This is a genomic window from Faecalibacter rhinopitheci, assembly GCF_015234135.1.
Taxonomy (GTDB): domain Bacteria; phylum Bacteroidota; class Bacteroidia; order Flavobacteriales; family Weeksellaceae; genus Empedobacter; species Empedobacter rhinopitheci.
In genome coordinates this window covers 1-17,670 of sequence record NZ_JADGIK010000016.1, presented here as the reverse complement: position 1 = coordinate 17,670, position 17,670 = coordinate 1, and the positions used below count along the sequence as shown (strand labels likewise).

The 17,670-nt window shown below is 27.7% G+C and carries 13 protein-coding genes and 1 pseudogene; 10 read left to right on the top strand and 4 right to left on the bottom strand.

Annotation, left to right across the window (positions count from 1 at the left end; all coding sequences use genetic code 11):
* Positions 1–289, top strand: a pseudogene (locus IM532_RS13200) (tellurium resistance protein TerC); the annotation flags it as partial.
* 48 nt (positions 290–337) lie between these two features.
* Positions 338–613, top strand: coding sequence for a DUF6520 family protein (locus IM532_RS13195; RefSeq protein WP_194183969.1), 276 nt, complete (start codon positions 338–340; stop codon positions 611–613).
* 32 nt (positions 614–645) lie between these two features.
* On the opposite strand, the gene IM532_RS13190 is transcribed toward IM532_RS13195, so the two are convergent.
* Genes IM532_RS13190 through IM532_RS13180 form a run of 3 tightly spaced genes read right to left on the bottom strand, consistent with a single transcriptional unit; the run spans position 646 to position 7,413 of the window.
* Positions 646–3,039, bottom strand: a complete 2,394-nt coding sequence (locus IM532_RS13190; RefSeq protein ID WP_194183968.1) for an alpha/beta hydrolase family protein — start codon at positions 3,037–3,039, stop codon at positions 646–648.
* A 4-nt stretch (positions 3,040–3,043) separates the two neighbouring features.
* A complete protein-coding gene (locus IM532_RS13185) occupies positions 3,044–4,408 on the bottom strand; it encodes a RagB/SusD family nutrient uptake outer membrane protein (protein WP_194183967.1) in 1,365 nt (454 codons plus the stop codon).
* A gap of 11 nt (positions 4,409–4,419) precedes the next feature.
* Complete coding sequence (locus tag IM532_RS13180) at positions 4,420–7,413, bottom strand: SusC/RagA family TonB-linked outer membrane protein (RefSeq protein ID WP_194183966.1); 2,994 nt, start codon at positions 7,411–7,413, stop codon at positions 4,420–4,422.
* 3,495 nt (positions 7,414–10,908) lie between these two features.
* On the opposite strand from IM532_RS13180, the gene IM532_RS13175 reads away from it, so the two are divergent.
* The 8 genes from IM532_RS13175 (at position 10,909) to IM532_RS13140 (ending at position 17,314) form a co-directional block, all read left to right on the top strand.
* A complete protein-coding gene (locus IM532_RS13175) occupies positions 10,909–11,379 on the top strand; it encodes a helix-turn-helix domain-containing protein (protein ID WP_194183965.1) in 471 nt (156 codons plus the stop codon).
* A gap of 218 nt (positions 11,380–11,597) precedes the next feature.
* Entirely contained in the window at positions 11,598–12,023 is a 426-nt protein-coding gene (locus tag IM532_RS13170) for a hypothetical protein (protein ID WP_194183964.1), read from the top strand.
* 217 nt (positions 12,024–12,240) lie between these two features.
* Positions 12,241–12,813: a hypothetical protein gene (locus tag IM532_RS13165; RefSeq protein WP_194183963.1), complete on the top strand. Its 573-nt coding sequence runs from the start codon at positions 12,241–12,243 to the stop codon at positions 12,811–12,813.
* 857 nt (positions 12,814–13,670) lie between these two features.
* Positions 13,671–14,372: a DUF6994 family protein gene (locus IM532_RS13160; protein WP_194183962.1), complete on the top strand. Its 702-nt coding sequence runs from the start codon at positions 13,671–13,673 to the stop codon at positions 14,370–14,372.
* Between the two features lie 221 nt (positions 14,373–14,593).
* Positions 14,594–15,091, top strand: a complete 498-nt coding sequence (locus IM532_RS13155; protein WP_194183961.1) for a hypothetical protein — start codon at positions 14,594–14,596, stop codon at positions 15,089–15,091.
* 235 nt (positions 15,092–15,326) lie between these two features.
* A complete protein-coding gene (locus IM532_RS13150; RefSeq protein WP_194183960.1) occupies positions 15,327–15,764 on the top strand; it encodes a hypothetical protein in 438 nt (145 codons plus the stop codon).
* Between the two features lie 219 nt (positions 15,765–15,983).
* Positions 15,984–16,619, top strand: coding sequence for a hypothetical protein (locus IM532_RS13145; RefSeq protein ID WP_194183959.1), 636 nt, complete (start codon positions 15,984–15,986; stop codon positions 16,617–16,619).
* A gap of 233 nt (positions 16,620–16,852) precedes the next feature.
* A complete protein-coding gene (locus IM532_RS13140) occupies positions 16,853–17,314 on the top strand; it encodes a hypothetical protein (RefSeq protein WP_194183958.1) in 462 nt (153 codons plus the stop codon).
* A gap of 50 nt (positions 17,315–17,364) precedes the next feature.
* Here IM532_RS13140 and IM532_RS13135 read toward each other — a convergent pair.
* Positions 17,365–17,670: transposase (locus IM532_RS13135; RefSeq protein WP_194183957.1), on the bottom strand; the 306-nt coding region annotated here is incomplete at its 5' end.

The window sequence follows — 17,670 nt, the reverse complement described above, 5'->3', positions numbered from 1 at the left end:
ACCCTTATTGGTGAATAAAAATATGAATACCTATCACAACATCTTGTTTAATGAATCTAATCTGATGGGAAAACACGAATCCCAAAAACAATGGAAACAAGCATCGGTTATTGATATGTATTTCACTGATCGCAACTATTATATCGGCAGTTTTTATGTACATCACCGTCAAGGTGAAAAATTAGCAGATTTTTTGGTTACCGATTCACATTTTTATGCTTTAATAGGCAATGAACTGATTCGCTATAAATGGGCGCCCAATGTAATGAAGCAGTTCAGCATAGAGTAAGCCGAAAATCTATTAAAAAAAGAGTAGGCAAAATAAAAATCAACCAAAATGAAAAATTTAAAACAAGTCATTTTACCAGCTGTCATTGTATTGATGGGGACTGGTGCAGCTTTTGCAACAAATCAACCTAAAAAAGTTGGATGGGATCCAGGTGATCCTATATATCGAATTGATAGTAATCAGAATTGTGTACTAGTAACAGAGGATCAAGACTGTACAACTGAGGTTGGTACGATATGTACAACTTTAATGTCAGAAGAATTATTTGGAAAAAATAATGTGAATGACACAAGTTGTCCTATTATTTTATATAAAAATCAGTAAAAATGATGGAAGGGGAATACTCCCCTTCCTTTTTATTTTAAATAAGAATTGAACCATTCTAAAGCCATATCCCTTAAAACTCGTTTATTTTTTTCCTCTTTAAGAACGTGATTTTCATCTGTAAATAATATTAATTTAGCTGGTTTATCCAATCTTTTTAAAGACAAAAACATTTCCAACGAATTATTCCAATCTACATGATTATCATTTTTCCCCGCCCATAATAACAAAGGTGTATTTACTTTATCAGAAAAATGAATTGGACTTTGATTAAAATACCTCATTTTATCATCATAAAAAGATGATTTCATTCGTATTTGATTATCCTCTAACATCGAAAATCGAGGCATATTAAACGAATTATTTATAGAATTATAAAATGATATTAAATTACTAATTCCTGATCCTGAAACCGCTGCTTTAAAATTTGAATTATTACCGACAATAAAATTAGTCAAATAACCGCCAAATGATATACCTATAATTCCTAATTTATTAGAATCAACAGATTTTAAATTTTCTTTAAAATAATCTATGTATTTATTCAATGAGTTTACAGCCGATATTGCAGGGATACCGTCAATAAAATGAAGATCTGGCAAAAATACCATATATCCATTATTTAATAGATGTAATAAATTAAGCCCGTTATCATCTCCATAATTATGATATAGAAAATTATTGTATAAATACGATTGTTTATCATATATATGAAATACGGTCGGATATATCTTTTCTGGGTTATAATTTTTTGGGAAATATAAAATTCCTTTAAAAGTTACCCCTGATGAATCTTTAAATGAAACGAATAATGGCTTTTTTAATTCATAATTATTTTCTTCATTTTTATAAATTACCTTTATATTTTTATTCTTCAAGGTATATTTCTGAATTGAAGGGTATATCAAATTATCTTCGACTATATTATAAAATCCTTTTGAATAAGGTAATAAATTATAATTTTTCATCTCATTTTTAAGCACATTTATTAAACTATAATTTTGTAACTTAAAGATTGTTGATCCTACATCTCTATAACCGACTAAATAAATATTTTTATCTATATCAATCATTCTATCAGCATTGTAAAAACGATCTTCTAATGCTATTTTATTATAATCATCATTATCGAATTTATAACGAATCTTATATTTATCTAAGTCAATAATAAATGCCTTATTTCGATGAATAATCAAAACGTTCATTTTATCTGATAACCAATAAGGCTTAATTAAACTTTGATCGTTTCTGTATTTATCCTCTTCTTCAAATACAAGATTACCTTGAGTAAGGTTAAACGATTTCCCCTGATCTACATCGTAACAATACCAATCTTTATCTTTAAAATACAGCAATTTCCTACTATATGGAGATAAAACAATAGAGTTAGGTAATAATTCGAATTTTTCAATAATCAATTCTTTTTGATTTCTTATAAAATCGTAGACATAGACATCCGCTTCTTTATAGTATTTAGAATACGTAAACCATTTATCTTTATCTAATCCTAAAAAATATTGTTGATTATTGGCATACATTGAATTAGTATGGTCAAAATTTGGAATTTCCACTAGTTTATTCTTAACGCTATTAAAAATAAAGGTTGATTCTGAAGTATTAGTTAATGTTTCTTTTTTAGATAAATCCGTATAAAGTAGTTTTTCACTCGTATTCCACAGCTCATAATCTGGTTTTATATTTTGAGTATTTTCTACTCTATTATTGGTTTTTATTACTAAAACTGAATCACTAATTGAATTAATATATTTAATACTTTTAGAAAAATCAACCGTTTGTATTACTCTATTTCTATTTATTAAATCTATAATTAGATGATTAGTGTTAGTAGAAATATTTAAAAACCCATTAATTTCTTTTACACTAGCCATTGAATCATAAGTTGTAATAATTTCAATTTGTCCTTTTTCTAAATCATAGAACTTTAAGTCTAGTAACTTGTTGTTAGGATGTTTTTCGGTAAAATATAGACCATTAAATATTGCTGGTTTTATAATAGCATTTTCTGCTACTAGATTAGTTAGAATATTTAATTTATTGTCCATTATTACATATTCATTATTATCTTTTAACTTGCCTATTAATCTTTTTTTAAACACATACAATTCTTGGTATCCTAGTAGCTCTACTTCATCACTATCAAAATTTTCATAATATATATAAGTTCCATTTTTATCAATAATGAAAGATTCGTTTTCTAATATAATTGTTTTATCCTTATTTATATTTTCAAAACATTTATTCTTTTTAGAATTAGATATACACAAATCGAATTGATTCGCGGTAACATTCTTTCTATAATAAAACAGATTATCACCCTTATTGTCTGTATGATGGAGGAAATATTTGTATTGTTCTAAATTTTGAGAAAATGTCATTACAGGTACTAATAATAGTACTATTATCATGTTTTTAATAACCATCATTTTGAGGATTTAGATTAGGATTCAATAAAATTTCATTTTCAGGAATAGGAAATAAAGCGTGATGTTTCTTATAATTAGGTTTTATATTTTGGAGTAATCCTAATTTATCTGTTCTTTTCAGGTCTAATAATCTGTTTCCAAACTCAGTAAACAATTCAAATTTTCGCTCTTTTAGAATAGATGAATAAATATCCTCATCTTTTTTAATAGGAACCAAACCTGCACGTGTTCTTATCAAATTCAAATCATTCAGACTTTCCTCTATTCTATTTAAATTAAAATAAGCTTCAGATCTTATTAAAAAAGCTTCCGATAATCTGAATATTATTAACGATTCAATTCTATTAGTTGAAGTTGACCTTTGTTTATATTTATAGGGATAATACTGTGTTATCGTACCATTTGTTACAGTATTGATCCATAGTAATTTTCTGAAATCATTGTTTTCAAACTCATTCACAAACTCGTTATTTAAGATGACTGTTGTTGATGGATACGATGATGGTATAAAAACTTGTGCTATAAATGTATTTCCATTAATTGTTGATGCGTCTAAACTCCATATACAGCTACTACTACCAACATTAAATTCTGAATCTAAATTTAGATTTATTTTAAAATCACCTGAATTAATAATCATATTTGAATAATGCAATGCTTTATCCCACTGTTTATTTAATAAATAATATTTTGAGAACACCATATAGTTACTATATCGATTTATTCTCGATTTATCTTTTAATACAGGTAACTTATCAAAATAAGATTCTCCTAATTTTAAATCACTTTCAATAAAATCATTAATTTGAGATTGATTATTTTTTTTAATTAATTTGTTTACTTTATAATCGGAAGATTTCACATAAGGAATTTCATTAAAAAGCTGATTTATATTGAGGTATATTAAAGCTCGTAAAGTATAAGCTTCTCCCAAAAACTGTTCTTTATTTTTTGTAGATATGGTTTGACTTAGCTGAATATTCTCTATAAAAAAATTAATCATATATAATTGTTCATAGCTTTTACTCCATAAGTATGAAAAAGATGTATTTCGAGAATTATGTGTCAATGAATTTACTTGTTGCAAATCAAAATCTGTCGATACATTATTCAATTCATCAGCATAGAGCCCTAAAACTATTGTTCCTCCTTTCATTTGACCAGAGAACAAACCATTATCTCTAAGATTACCATAAATATTTAATAATGCAGCTTGGGCTGTTTCATCGCTATTATATACTACTGCACTTGTTAATTGATTGTTTGGAAGATCAACCTCCAATAAATTTTCACAGCTATTTAAAATAGCATTGAGTAAAAAAATATATAAAATGATATTTAAATTTTTCATAACAAATAGATTTAAAAATTTAATTTTGTACCAATAGAAATAGATTTTAAAGGAGGTAGAAATCCTATATTTAAAAATTCAGGATCATAACCAAAATAATTAGTATATGTAAAAAGATTGGTTCCTGTAGCGTATATATTAAGTTGTAACTTATTACTTAGAGAAAGTTGATAATTAACTGTTATATTTTTAAGTCTAATGTAAGATGCATCAGTAATAGCCTGATCACTTTCTTTATAAAAACCGAATGCGCTTAAAGCTTCTGAACGGTTCCCACTAGTATAGGCTTGATATTTTGCTGTACGATTATCGATAGACCAACTATCTAAGAACTCTACAGGTAAATTTAAATTATGTCCATATAAACCGCTGTTACTAATGAAATTATAATTCAATCCCTTATAAAACTGTAATAAGAAGCTTAAAGACAAATTTTTATATGTTATGGTATTATTTAACCCGCCAAAAAATTTTGGTTGCAAATCAACAATACCCTTTTTATCCCCTATTGAAGATATGGCTCCATCCGAATTATAATCTTTAAAAGTAAATAATCCTGTATCTTGATCTATTCCTGTGTAGGTATATACTTTCTTTATATAAGTAGAAGATCCTAAAATATAATTATTGGCATACGTTGAACTTTCTAAATCTGGAAATTCGATTAGTTTATTTTTAGGAAATGTTATATTAAAGTTTGTAAACCATTTGAATTTGGTTTTATTAATCAAATTAGAGTTCAATTCTATTTCAAGACCACTATTTCTAACCTTAGCATTCAAATTATCTTGAATCGTATTAAATCCTGTTATATAAGGAAGAGGTATACCCACCAATTGATTCTTAGATAAATTAGTGTACCAAGACAAGGAGAAGTTTAGTTTATTATTTAGAAATGATACATCTAAAGCTGTCTCAAATTTCGTTGTTTTTTCCCAACTAAAATCAGGGTTATATAATCTGGTTGGAGCAAGTCCTAAGCTTCCATTATAAACTGCATTACGTAAAGTATACGTATCTAAAAACTGATAATTACCAATATTATCACTCCCAGTAGTGCCATAACTCGTTCTTATTTTACCGAAATTAATCCAATTGAGATTTTTTATAAAATTTTCTTTTGAAAAAATCCAGGCTGCACCAACTGCGCCAAAATTAGCAAACCGGTTATTGGGTCCAAATCGACTTGATCCATCACGACGACCTGTAATATTTACAAAAAGTTTATCTGAATAATTAATATTAAAACGCCCAAAATAAGCCAAATATTTATAGTCAATTATACTATGATTGGATATTTTTTGGACATTAGCTGCAGAAATATTTTTCAGTACATCATTGGATAAGAAATCATTACCATTGATATCTAATGTTTCTCCATTCTGGTTCTGATAACTCATTCCTACTAATCCATCCATTTTAATTGTTTTTAACTCAACTTTATATCTTAACTGAGGTTCAATAACATAGGATTCCAAATCATAGTTACTTAAATAAAGTGAGGAATATTTACTACTAGATCCAGATGTTGTATTTGGGTTATAAATCGTATTAGGTTGTATTTTTTTTTCATTATTTATCGATTTATTAAATCCAAATTGATTCACAAAATCCAAATTACCTAATAAATTAATAGTCATCTGAATAGAAGAGTTTAAGGATTCTATTTTGGATAAATATTCGGCGTTTAAATTTGCTAATGGATTTGTAAATGTTCCATTTTCCCAATTAAGGATTCCATCATCATTGTATAATTTTGGAGCATTTGGAGAAAGTGTATATGCTGTTCTAGCCAAATCATTTAAAGGTAAATTATTGTGATTAACTCCATATAAAGTTTGTCCTATAAGTTGAAACTTACGGTTAGTTGATTGGTGATTAATATTTAATAATACTGTAGATTTTTTATATCTAAAATTACCTGGAAAAACACTTGTTTCCTCTCTATGATTGGTTTGAAGCATAAAAGATGTATTATCGTTACCGCCAGAGATACCTAATGTATGTTGATTTGTAAAAGCATTTCCTCCTATTAATACCTTTTGCCAGTCTGTATTACGTGTTTGATCCCATGTTCCATTTATATCATACGCATTAGCGGGGTATATAGAAATGCCATCATTTGCAAATGCTTTATATCTCATCTCTAAATATTGAGCACTGTTCATCATCTCCAATTTATTAATCAATTTACCTATTGATATAGAAGATTCTAAATGTGCTGTTATCCTTCCTTTAGATGTTTTTTTGGTTGTAATTAATATCACACCATTTGCACCACGCGAACCATAAATAGCAGTTGCATCTGCATCTTTTAAGACTTCTATACTTTCAATATCGTTCGTACTGATTGTATTCAAAGGATTTATACTTGCTCCAGACAACACGGTTCCACTTAAAGAGCTATTAATAGATGAGGCTATTGGTACTCCATCTACAATATACAAAGGATCATTTCCCTCTCTACGCAAACTATTTCGCCCTCTAATTTGGATATCATAGCCACCGCCTGCGACACCCGAATTTTGTACAATACTTACACCAGCCATACGACCTTGTATTGCAGAAAGCACATTATTCACCGGTTGATTCTCAATTTCCTTTGCGGTAACGCGTGCAATAGACCCAGTACGTTCCTTATCTTTTACGGTATAATATCCTGCATTTACCACAACTTCTTGTAAGCCGATGCCCTCTGTATCAAATTCAATACTAATAGAAGATCTGTTCTTCACTTCCTCTTCTCTTACCAGTAGCTCAGGCGTTTCAAAAACAAGGGTTGCATTAGACGTCACTAGGGTTATGTCATAACGTCCATCATCGTCTGTAAAGGTGTGGTTTTCTGTACCTTTTTCAGTAACCAGTACCCCACTTAGGGAGATACTTTGTTCTTTAACTGTTCCATGAACAGTTTTTCCAACTTGTGCCAACATTGGCGTAGCACAAATCATACTCAAGATAACGGATAGCGCATTGCCACCGATCTTAAAATGATTTTTTTTCATAGATTTGTAAAAGTTTTAATTCAAATTATTATTACTATTCCTCTCCCTATTACTTGGCGCCAACTTCGTACATAGGGATTGGATTTTTTTTATATGTTATAAATCAATTATTTTTTGATGCTTATTATAGCTTATATATATGTTCATTTTTTTTCTTGATAAAAAAAACTAACCAAAAAAAATCAAGGCTTCAAATCTATTTAACTAAAATTAAATTTCATTACGGGAAAGATTTAAATGACTCGTTAGCACTCGCTAAATCTTTCTTATCCTCCATTCTATTTCATTTCTTAACGTTATAGATTTAGAGGCCATTTAAAAAATGATTTAATATTAATAAAAAAGTCATTTTTATTCTTTTTCTTAACGCCCGAATTTAAGGCCAGTTTCTATACTATTTATCTATTATATTCCGAAGCTTATTATAGCTTATATATATGTTCATTTTTTTTCTTGATAAAAAAAACGAACCAAAAAAAATCAAGGCTTCAAATCTATTTCACTAAAATTAAATCTCATTACGGGAAAGATTTGAATGACTCGTTAGCACTCGCTAAATCTTTCTTATCCTCCATTCTATTTCATTTCTTAACGTTATAGATTTAGAGGCCATTTAAAAAATGGTTTAATATTAATAAAAAAGTCATTTTTATTCTTTTTCTTAACGCCCGAATTTAAGGCCAGTTTCTATACTATTTATCTATTATATTCCGAAGCTTATTATAGCTTATATATATGTTCATTTTTTTTCTTGATAAAAAAAACGAACCAAAAAAAATCAAGGCTTCAAATCTATTTCACTAAAATTAAATTTCATTACGGGAAAGATTTAAATGACTCGTTGGCACTCGCTAAATCTTTCTTATCCTCCATTCTATTTCATTTCTTAACGTTATAGATTTAGAGGCCATTCTAAACCTGGTCTTTTAATTTTAAGCATATTGAAGAATCTTTACTTATTGATAAATCAGCTTGATGTGATCCTGAAATGAATTCAGGATGACCTATTCCTACCCTTTATTAGTTTATACTTTTAAAAAAAATCCCTCTCCTACTTACCGATAATTAACACTAATATGAATTAAAACTATTCCTTATGAAGAAATAACTACTCTTTATTTTTGGTGTTCGGAAAGGGACACTTTTAAGCCTTGGTTAGTTCACAACTAAAAAACCTAACCCTACGGGATGTGCAGTAGAGTTAGGGAACTCTACGAGTTATTATTCATTAAATAATAATACTATTTAAAAATGAATTGAGGGAAAATGTAAATGTTTCTTCTTATAATTTTTATTTTATTTTAACACTTGTAATTAATTTTAAATCTTTTAATTACTTGTTTACTATCCTATTTTAGAAGCTTATTATAGCTTATATATATGTTCTTTTTTCTTTGATGAAAAAGGAACCAAAAAAATCAAGGCTTCAAATCTATTTCACTAAAATTAAATTTCATTACGGGAAAGATTTAAATGTCTCGTTAGCACTCGCTAAATCTTTCATATCCTCCATTCTATTTCATTTCTTAACGTTATAGATTTAGAGGCCATTTAAAAAATGATTTAATATTAATAAAAAAGTCATTTTTATTCTTTTTCTTAACGCCCGAATTTAAGGCCAGGTTATACACTATGTATCTATTATATTCCGAAGCTTATTATAGCTTATATATGTTCATTTTTTTCGTCAAAAAAACGAACCAAAAAAGACATTGCTAAAATCTACAACTAAAATTAAATTTCATTACGGGAAAGATTTGAATGACTCGTTGGCACTCGCTAAATCTTTCTTATCCTCCATTCTATTTCATTTCTTAACGTCTACGATTTCCATGCAATATTTTATCACACATTCTAATTAAATTTCTAGTTTATTAATCAATAGCTGGACGCCAGTTTATTAAACGCTTCGACAAGCTCTGCGTGACAATTAATCGTCAGTTCGAGTAATTTTTCAATTCTTTAGGATAAGAAAAATTGTATCGAGAACTTAGACGTTTAATCACTTAATTACTATTAACATTTATAAAATCTTATTATATTTTATGTTCATTTTTTTCGTCAAAAAAACGAACCAAAAAAGACATTGCTAAAATCTACAACTAAAAATAAATCTCATTCGTGGAATGATTTGAATGACTCGTTAGCACTCGCTAAATCATTCTTTTCTCTACTTCAATTTATTTTCTTAACGTCTACGATTTCCATGCAATATTATATCACACATTCTAATTAAATTTCTAGTTTATTAATCAATAGCTGGACGCTAGTCTATTAAACGCTTCGACAAGCTCTGCGTGACAATTAATCGTCAGTTCGAGTAATTTTTCAATTCTTTAGGATAAGAAAAATTGTATCGAGAACTTAGACGTTTAATCGCTTAATTACTATTAACATTTATAAAATCTTATTATATTTTATGTTCATTTTTTTCGTCAAAAAAACGAACCAAAAAAGACATTGCTAAAATCTACAACTAAAAATAAATCTCATTACGGGAAAGATTTGAATGACTCGTTGGCACTCGCTAAATCTTTCTTATCCTCCATTCTATTTCATTTCTTAACGTTATAGATTTAGAGGCCATTCTAAACCTGGTTTTTTAATTTTAAGCATATTGAAGAATCTTTACTTAATCATAAATCATCTTGATGTGATCCTGAAATGAATTCAGGAGGACTATTTCTATGCTTTATTAGTTTATACTTATTTTAAAAAATCCCTCTCCTACTTACCGATCATTAACACTAATATGAATTAAATCTATTCCTTATGAAGAAATAACTACTTTCTATTTTTGGGTTTCGGAGAAGGATATGTCTTTTGTATTAAATGTTATACGTGAGATAATTTTATAAAAGAATATATAGTTGTTGCATTTTATTATTGATTTGGTTTTTAAAATTAGGGACCCCGATAAATTTGGATAATATTGATAAAGGTTTTACTTTTAATGTGCGAATATTATAGGTATAACCTACCTGTCAAAGTCTCGTGATTGGGGCTTTGATAGAGTGCATGATGAAAAGGGTGTCTTTTCTGTGCTCTGTTTTTATGTTTTATAAAAACTGAGGCTTGTTCTTTAAAATAAGAATGATAAAAACATCAGATTGTCTGGTGGTTTTTTACGGTTAAATGGTAAAGGTTTCGTTCTCATTGGTTTTGGGTTTTATGGAACGATGTATCTGGGGTATGAAGAAATACTTGCAAAAAAGCAAGGCGGTTTCACACTTTAGAGTCAAGGGCGACCAAACCCTACTTAAATAAATTTAAGCTTCCATCTAAAGCATATGTGAAAACCGCCCATGCCGTATGCGAAAGTACGAAACTTTAGTGACATGGCGCGATTTCACAATGTTCTCGATGGAAAATTGGTCGTTTTGACTCGAGAAAACATCGTTTAATTATGACTATTAAAAGTCTAATTATCAATTCGCTATTACAAATATACATATTATTTCCTATTTACAAAATTTTAAATAAAAGAAATTTAAGATGAATCATAATATTGACAGATATATCAAACATAATTTAAATAAATTTAATTGGAAAGATAATAAACTTGCTGAGAAATCAGGTTTATCTGCAAGTCAAATCAGTAAACTAAAAAATGGTCATGTTTCCAAACTTTCTGCTCAAACTTTTTATTCTATTGTAATTGCATTTGATGATACACTAGATAATGCTATTAAAATGGTTTTCGACTTAAATACATTTAACTTAAAAAAATATATACCTAGGAAAAGAAACGAGTTTGGACTTCTATTACAACAATTTGAAATTTCAAAAAATTCTCTTGAAGAAATTTCACAAAGAACCGGTATAAAAGAAATAAGACTAAGTGAAGCCTATTATAGAAATGGGGCTTTGGATGCTCATGAAATATTATTAATAGAAAAAGTAATTGGATTGGAAGCGGGATATTTATTTAAATTAATGTTTGAAAAAAAGGGTTTAGATAAATAAAATAAAACTTAAAAATATTTTCCAGTTATTAAGATCTAAAATTGTATTAGCGAACATAGATACATATTATATAAATTCACATAAATTGTTGCAATCTGTCTGATAGTAAGTATTTAAGTTAATAAATTAAATTTGGTTATATTATCTATGTTCGTATATTTACGTGTTGTGCGTCATTTTCAGAAAATGTCGGTTAATATTAAATTTTGTGGTGTTTAATGAAAAAATGGTATTTAATAATTATTGGAATAATAGCAATTGCTGCAACAGCCGGGATTATTAAAATCCTTTCTTATACTTCCGAACTTGAAAAATCTTTGAGCTCAGAACATTCACTAAACGAAAAGAATTTAATTATTTTAAAAGAATCATCTTCACCAAATAATATGTATAAATATTATGAATATCAATTTGACAATGGAGGATTAGGATATTCAAGGCTCTTTTGGTCAGTTATAAAAAATGACAACAAAGAACATAATCTTGAAAACGGAATTTTGCCTAATGGATATAAAGTAATTAGTTGGACAGAAAATAACGAACTAATTTTAGAGAAATGGGAACCGTATTATGATTCACAACCAAAGTATATTCTTGAAAATAAATCAAAGCATAAAGGAATAAAAATAAACATTGTAGAATAAAAACGAACGCACAACAAAGCCTTGGCGAAATGCGGGGTTAAGTGCAAAGTTGAACTTTTCTGCATATTAAGTCGCCAAAAGCCAATTTTATTGGCTTTTTAGTTATATTAGCAAATAGAAATTGGCTTTGGCTTAGTTTCGGTCTGAATTGAACTCCCGCTCAATTCAAGCCCGCACTTGCGCCAAGCCTCGAAACGTTAGCTGTAATGCGAACAATATGAATTACAAAAAACTATTAATAATCGTATTATCCTTTTTACATTATAATTGTTCTGCACAAAACAATAATAATTGTAATTTATTAGAACAACTATATGATGAACCTACCTTAGAATGTTTAAATAAAAAACAAAATTCTAAAAATATATATTTACAATTCTTTGAATGGCAATCTTTCGCTCAAAACACCTATTTATTAAGAATTCAGAAAATAAATAATAATTATAAAATTATTCATAAGGAAATACATAAACCCAAATATGATTCAGTAAATGATACCTGGAAATCAGATTATAAAACTTTAATAAACAAAAAAATTAAGAAGAAAGAATTCTTTAGAATAAAAGAAATAATTGAAAGTTATAATTTTTCAGATTTTCCATTTAAACTTCAAACTGAAGATGGTATGGAATTCTTTTGTTCCGATGGAAAAGGAATAATATTTTATTATTATTATAAGGGTGTATATAATGATTATTCAAATGGAAATTGTGGACAAACATATGATTCAACCTCAAAAATTTATGAAAACATAACAAACCTTTTAAATATAGAAACGCACTACAGATAACATCGTATTTAGCAAAAAACGGTCTGAAAGTAAACTTTCAGCCTATCTTTTTCCGCTCGCAAAATTGCTTTTCTAAAAACTTTAACTTAAATTAGTTTTAGAAAAGAGCAATTTGCTTGAACGCACGAACTTGAACTTCGTTCAATTTCTCTCCCGTTCTTCGCAAATACTCGGCTCGTTGTACGCAATTTTCCAATATTGCGTATAAATTGAAAAAATGGAAAATACTCGTAAAATAAGAATGAAGAAGATTTTAAACTTGTGTAAAAGAAAAAATTTATATGATTTTTTTCGTTGTTTAATTATTCTCCTCGATTTTTTAATATTCGAATATATAGACATAGAAAAATTGAACAAAGTATATCTTACCTTTTTAATTTTTATGAATATTTACTTAATAGTAATTATTATGTTAAAGTTAGGTTTAAATAAGGAAAATAATTATAAATACTTAGCTCAATCAATATATTATGGTAGTATTGCATCCGCAACCTTTTCAATTATGATATTTGGACATTATTTAATTTCCAATTAATAAAAATCTTTTTAAACGACAATTCAATACTTAAATTATTATTATAGATTTATTAAGGAAAATTTAAAAAAATCTGCATAAAAAACTGCGTACAACATTGGTTTTGCAAAATGCGGGGATAAGTCAAAGTTGAAATATTTTAGATATTTATCCGCAAATTGGCTTTTCATAATGCTTTTTTTAGTAATTTAACAATCTGAAAAAGCCATTTGCTACGTTTTGGAATCCTTGAACTTTTCGTTCTTCGAATTCCCGCACTTCGCAAAGCCTTTTTCGTTACCTGCAATGCATCCAAAAATTGCGCATAATACTGAAAGTTTAAATGGTTGAAATCGACATAAATTTTGATTTTAGAAAAGATAGCCTTTGTGGCGATCCAGATTCTGACAGTCCAAAACTTTACGAAATTCATAAATATTTATGGAGTAAAAACCTTCCTTCAGAACATTCCTTCTCATTAGAAACTTTAAAAATTGGAGGTAAATTTGGTAGAATTGTTTTAAAAAATAATTTAATTGATAATCTTTCAAGTGACAGAATGTGTCCTCATTTTGTTGGAAAATACAAAGGTCGATTTGATGATTGGTTAACTGAACAAGAAAGAGAAGAATTTAAACATATAGCAAGAACAATTGGAGGACATATTGTTTTTCCTGCTCATAAGAAAAATGGTTTCACAATTAATCAAGCTAGAGGTGTAAATCGAAAAATAAGCGATAGATTTGACTTAACACTTGAATGTATTAGATTATTTTACTTGAACGAACAAAGTCCACTTTATAATGCTATTAGTCGTTATGAGGAATTTTTTAAACTTTTCGTAAACTTTGAAAATTATATAAACTTCTTTTTACTCCAAGATTTTGTAACTGAAAACTACGAAGTAAAATTTTGTCTTCCATTTGACAATTTTGAACGTTCACCCTTACCACAAAATGTTGAAGAATATAAATCTTATAAAACAGAAACAATCGATAAAATAATTAAAAGAAATAATCGAATATTAAATATGCACAGCAGGTAACATCGGCTTGGCAAAATGCGGGGTTAAGTGCAAAATTGAACTTCTCGCCTTTTTATCCGCCAAAAGCTGTTTGCTTTTGTTTTTTTTATTAAATTTACCAAAAGGCTCACAGCTTTGGCTACGTATCGGTCTGAATTGAACTTTCGCTCAATTCAAGCCCGCACTTCGCCAAGCCGCGGCCCGTTGTGCGAAATTTTATACAAATACAATAAATTAATCAAATGTCAGCAATTGTAGATTTTAGAAAAATAAAAATTGATAAACTTGACAATCTAAAGGTGTATTCTCAAATAAAAATCATTAAAAAATTATTTTCAAAAAAAGTCGAGGACAATTATTGGAATTTCATAAATCAAAACTCAGAAAACATCTACAATTTTAGTAAAAATGGTTATGTTTTTGGAAATTTATTCGCTTATCTTGAAGAAGAAAAAGGAATTAATTTATTAGATAATGACTATAAAGATTTATCAAATTATCTTAGTGATCAGAGAAATTCATCAGTATTTATATTTACATATGATCAAAAAATAAAGTTTTTAAATCATTTAAAAGACATAAATTTCAATGTTGATGAATTAGTTAAATTTAATATAGATTTTTCTGAAGAAGATGATAATGAGTTAGCAGAAAATCAAATTGAAGCGGCGAATGCTTTAAAAACTTGTCTTAATGAACTTAATGATGACTCAGAAGTGGTTTTATTAAACATAGGATAAAAACTTCGCACAACATAGTATTTGCAAAAGACGGGCTGAAAGTAAACTTTCTTCCCATTCTTTTCCACTCGCAAAATTGCTTTTCTTAAAACAATAAACTAATTTAGTTCCAAGAAAAGAGCAATTTGCTTGAACGGACGAACTTGAACTTCGTTCAACTTCTCTCCCGTTCTTCGCAAATACTCGGCTCGTTGTACGTAATTTTTGCCAAACATTATGCAAAAACATCTTCGAAATGAATAACCTAAATAAAATATTTACCATAAAGTTAATCAAGACAAACTTTTGTATTGTTTGTTTTTTATTTTTAACTAATACTCTATTTTCTCAAGATTGTGTATTACCAAACGGACACTATAGAGTTGAATTTAACAAGCAATTTGAGAATTACTCAAATTTTGAATTTCAGATTAAAAGTGATTCAATAGTTTATTTCGAAGAAAACTCTAAAATATATCGAAAAATCGAAAGAAATGAGCATTGTTATTTAGTATTTGAAAAAATAGAAATTGACGAATCAAATATGTCTGAAGTTGAAAAAATACTGAATAAACAAAATCCTTTTTATACATTTAAAAAAATCAATCATAACACTTATGACTTTATTTTTCGTGTTGATTTACACGTAATGATTAATTCTGGAAAGTTTATATTAATTGATGATGAAAAATAAAAACTACGTACAACATCGGCTTGGCAAAATGTGGGGTTAAGTGTAAAATTGAACTCCTCGCCTTTTTATCCGCCAAAAGCTGTTTGCTTTTTTTTTTATTAAATTTACCAAAAGGCTCACAGCTTTGGCTACGTTTCGGTATGAATTGAACTTTCGCTCAATTCAAGCCCGCACTTCGCCAAGCCGCGGCCCGTTAGCTGTAATACTTAAAAAATTACTTTGAAAAATCTAATTATATTCTCAATAATATTATTTTCATTTATTAGCTGTGAGAATAATATTAATCAAGAAAAGATTAAAATAAACAATATTGAATTCTTTAATTCACCAGATAATAAATCAACTGCTTATTTATACACTGTTGAAAATGGAATGGCATTCGGAAGTAATTTTAATTTATTAGAAATTGTACCAATAAATAAAAAACCTAAGTTTAGATTGGAACACTCTATACGATTATATAATGGATTTCCTTATAAAATACAATGGACAAATAATACTTTAACTTTGTATTGCAGTCAAAATAACAAAATTTTTATACATAAAAATTACAATTACAAAGATAATATAATAAATGAAAAAATAGTAGAAGTTTTTTCTGGAGGACTTTCCGATACTATTTTTGTAAATAATATAAAATTAAATAATAAAGCTTTAATTATTAATGATTCAATTAATTTAAATACAGATAGTTTACAAGTCTATAAAAAATCAAGTGAATATATAATAGAATATTTTTATATTGATAAAAATTCAGATAATAATAAGATATCAATTGACAATTATATATTAAAAAATAAAGATAAAAATTTAAGCATCTTAAATAAGCTACAATTAATTAATATAATTAAATAAGTACTACAGCTAACAAAGTATTTGCGAAAAACGGGCTGAAGGTAAACTTTTTTTCCATCTTTTTCCACTCGCAAAATTGCTTTTCTAAAAACTTTAATCTAATTTAGTTTCAGCCAAGCAATTTGCTTGAACGGACGAACTTGAACTTGCGTTCAATTTCTCTCCCGTTCTTCGCAAATACTCGGCTCGTTAGCCGTCATATATAAAAAAATCACTTAAAATAAAAATCAGTATTGAAGAATTCTAAATTCATTTGTATTATTTTACAAATAAGTTTTTTAATAATATTAAATTCTTGTATTAATTATATTCCGTGTAGAGGTCAAGAATATACAATTGAAAACATTAATTATCAGCAGCTATCATTAAAAATAGATGATTATTTTAAATCTAATCCTAACTTAGAAATTAAATTAGAAGAATCTAATTCTCAAAATCCTTGGAAAGTTGATAAGATAATTTATTGGAATGATTTAAATATAAGAGTTCATTTTTATATACATAAAGGTGATCAAAATACTAATCAATCACCTACAATTACATTTACGCATATTGGAGATAAAGAATTCAAGAGTTATAAAGATATAAATTCGAAAGAAATAAGTAAAGAACTTAATCAAACATATCTCAAAAAATTCGAAAATGACGTCTTAAATAAACTTGGAGTAAATTGGAAATCAAATATATGTTTTTAAAATAAATATATACGAACGGCTAACATGAACTGTGTAAAAAACCAAGTTTTTTAAGCAATTTTTACAACAAAATTTTCATGGTAAAATGTCTTATTTTTTACCACTCCAAATACCAATTTAAGCAGCTTATTGCACACAGCGATTAACGCTGCTTTTTTGTTCTTTCCTTTCTCTACTAATCGATCATATAATGCACGACAATAACCATTACTTTTCTTTGCATTCAAGGCACACATATACAACATATTTCTTAATTGTTTGCCTCCTTGTTTACATATTCTAACTCGTCCTCGAATACTACTTCCACTTCGATATTCTGTTGGACTTAATCCAGCATAAGAAATTAATTGTTTGTA

Excerpts from the sequence above, each read along its gene's own strand:
- IM532_RS13195 (WP_194183969.1), top strand. The coding sequence starts at position 338 with ATGAAAAATTTAAAACAAGTCATTTTACCAGCTGTCATTGTATTGATG.
- IM532_RS13190 (WP_194183968.1), bottom strand. The coding sequence starts at position 3,039 with ATGATAATAGTACTATTATTAGTACCTGTAATGACATTTTCTCAAAAT.
- IM532_RS13185 (WP_194183967.1), bottom strand. The coding sequence starts at position 4,408 with ATGAAAAATTTAAATATCATTTTATATATTTTTTTACTCAATGCTATT.
- IM532_RS13180 (WP_194183966.1), bottom strand. The coding sequence starts at position 7,413 with ATGAAAAAAAATCATTTTAAGATCGGTGGCAATGCGCTATCCGTTATC.
- IM532_RS13175 (WP_194183965.1), top strand. The coding sequence starts at position 10,909 with ATGAATCATAATATTGACAGATATATCAAACATAATTTAAATAAATTT.
- IM532_RS13170 (WP_194183964.1), top strand. The coding sequence starts at position 11,598 with ATGAAAAAATGGTATTTAATAATTATTGGAATAATAGCAATTGCTGCA.
- IM532_RS13165 (WP_194183963.1), top strand. The coding sequence starts at position 12,241 with ATGAATTACAAAAAACTATTAATAATCGTATTATCCTTTTTACATTAT.
- IM532_RS13160 (WP_194183962.1), top strand. The coding sequence starts at position 13,671 with ATGGTTGAAATCGACATAAATTTTGATTTTAGAAAAGATAGCCTTTGT.
- IM532_RS13155 (WP_194183961.1), top strand. The coding sequence starts at position 14,594 with ATGTCAGCAATTGTAGATTTTAGAAAAATAAAAATTGATAAACTTGAC.
- IM532_RS13150 (WP_194183960.1), top strand. The coding sequence starts at position 15,327 with ATGAATAACCTAAATAAAATATTTACCATAAAGTTAATCAAGACAAAC.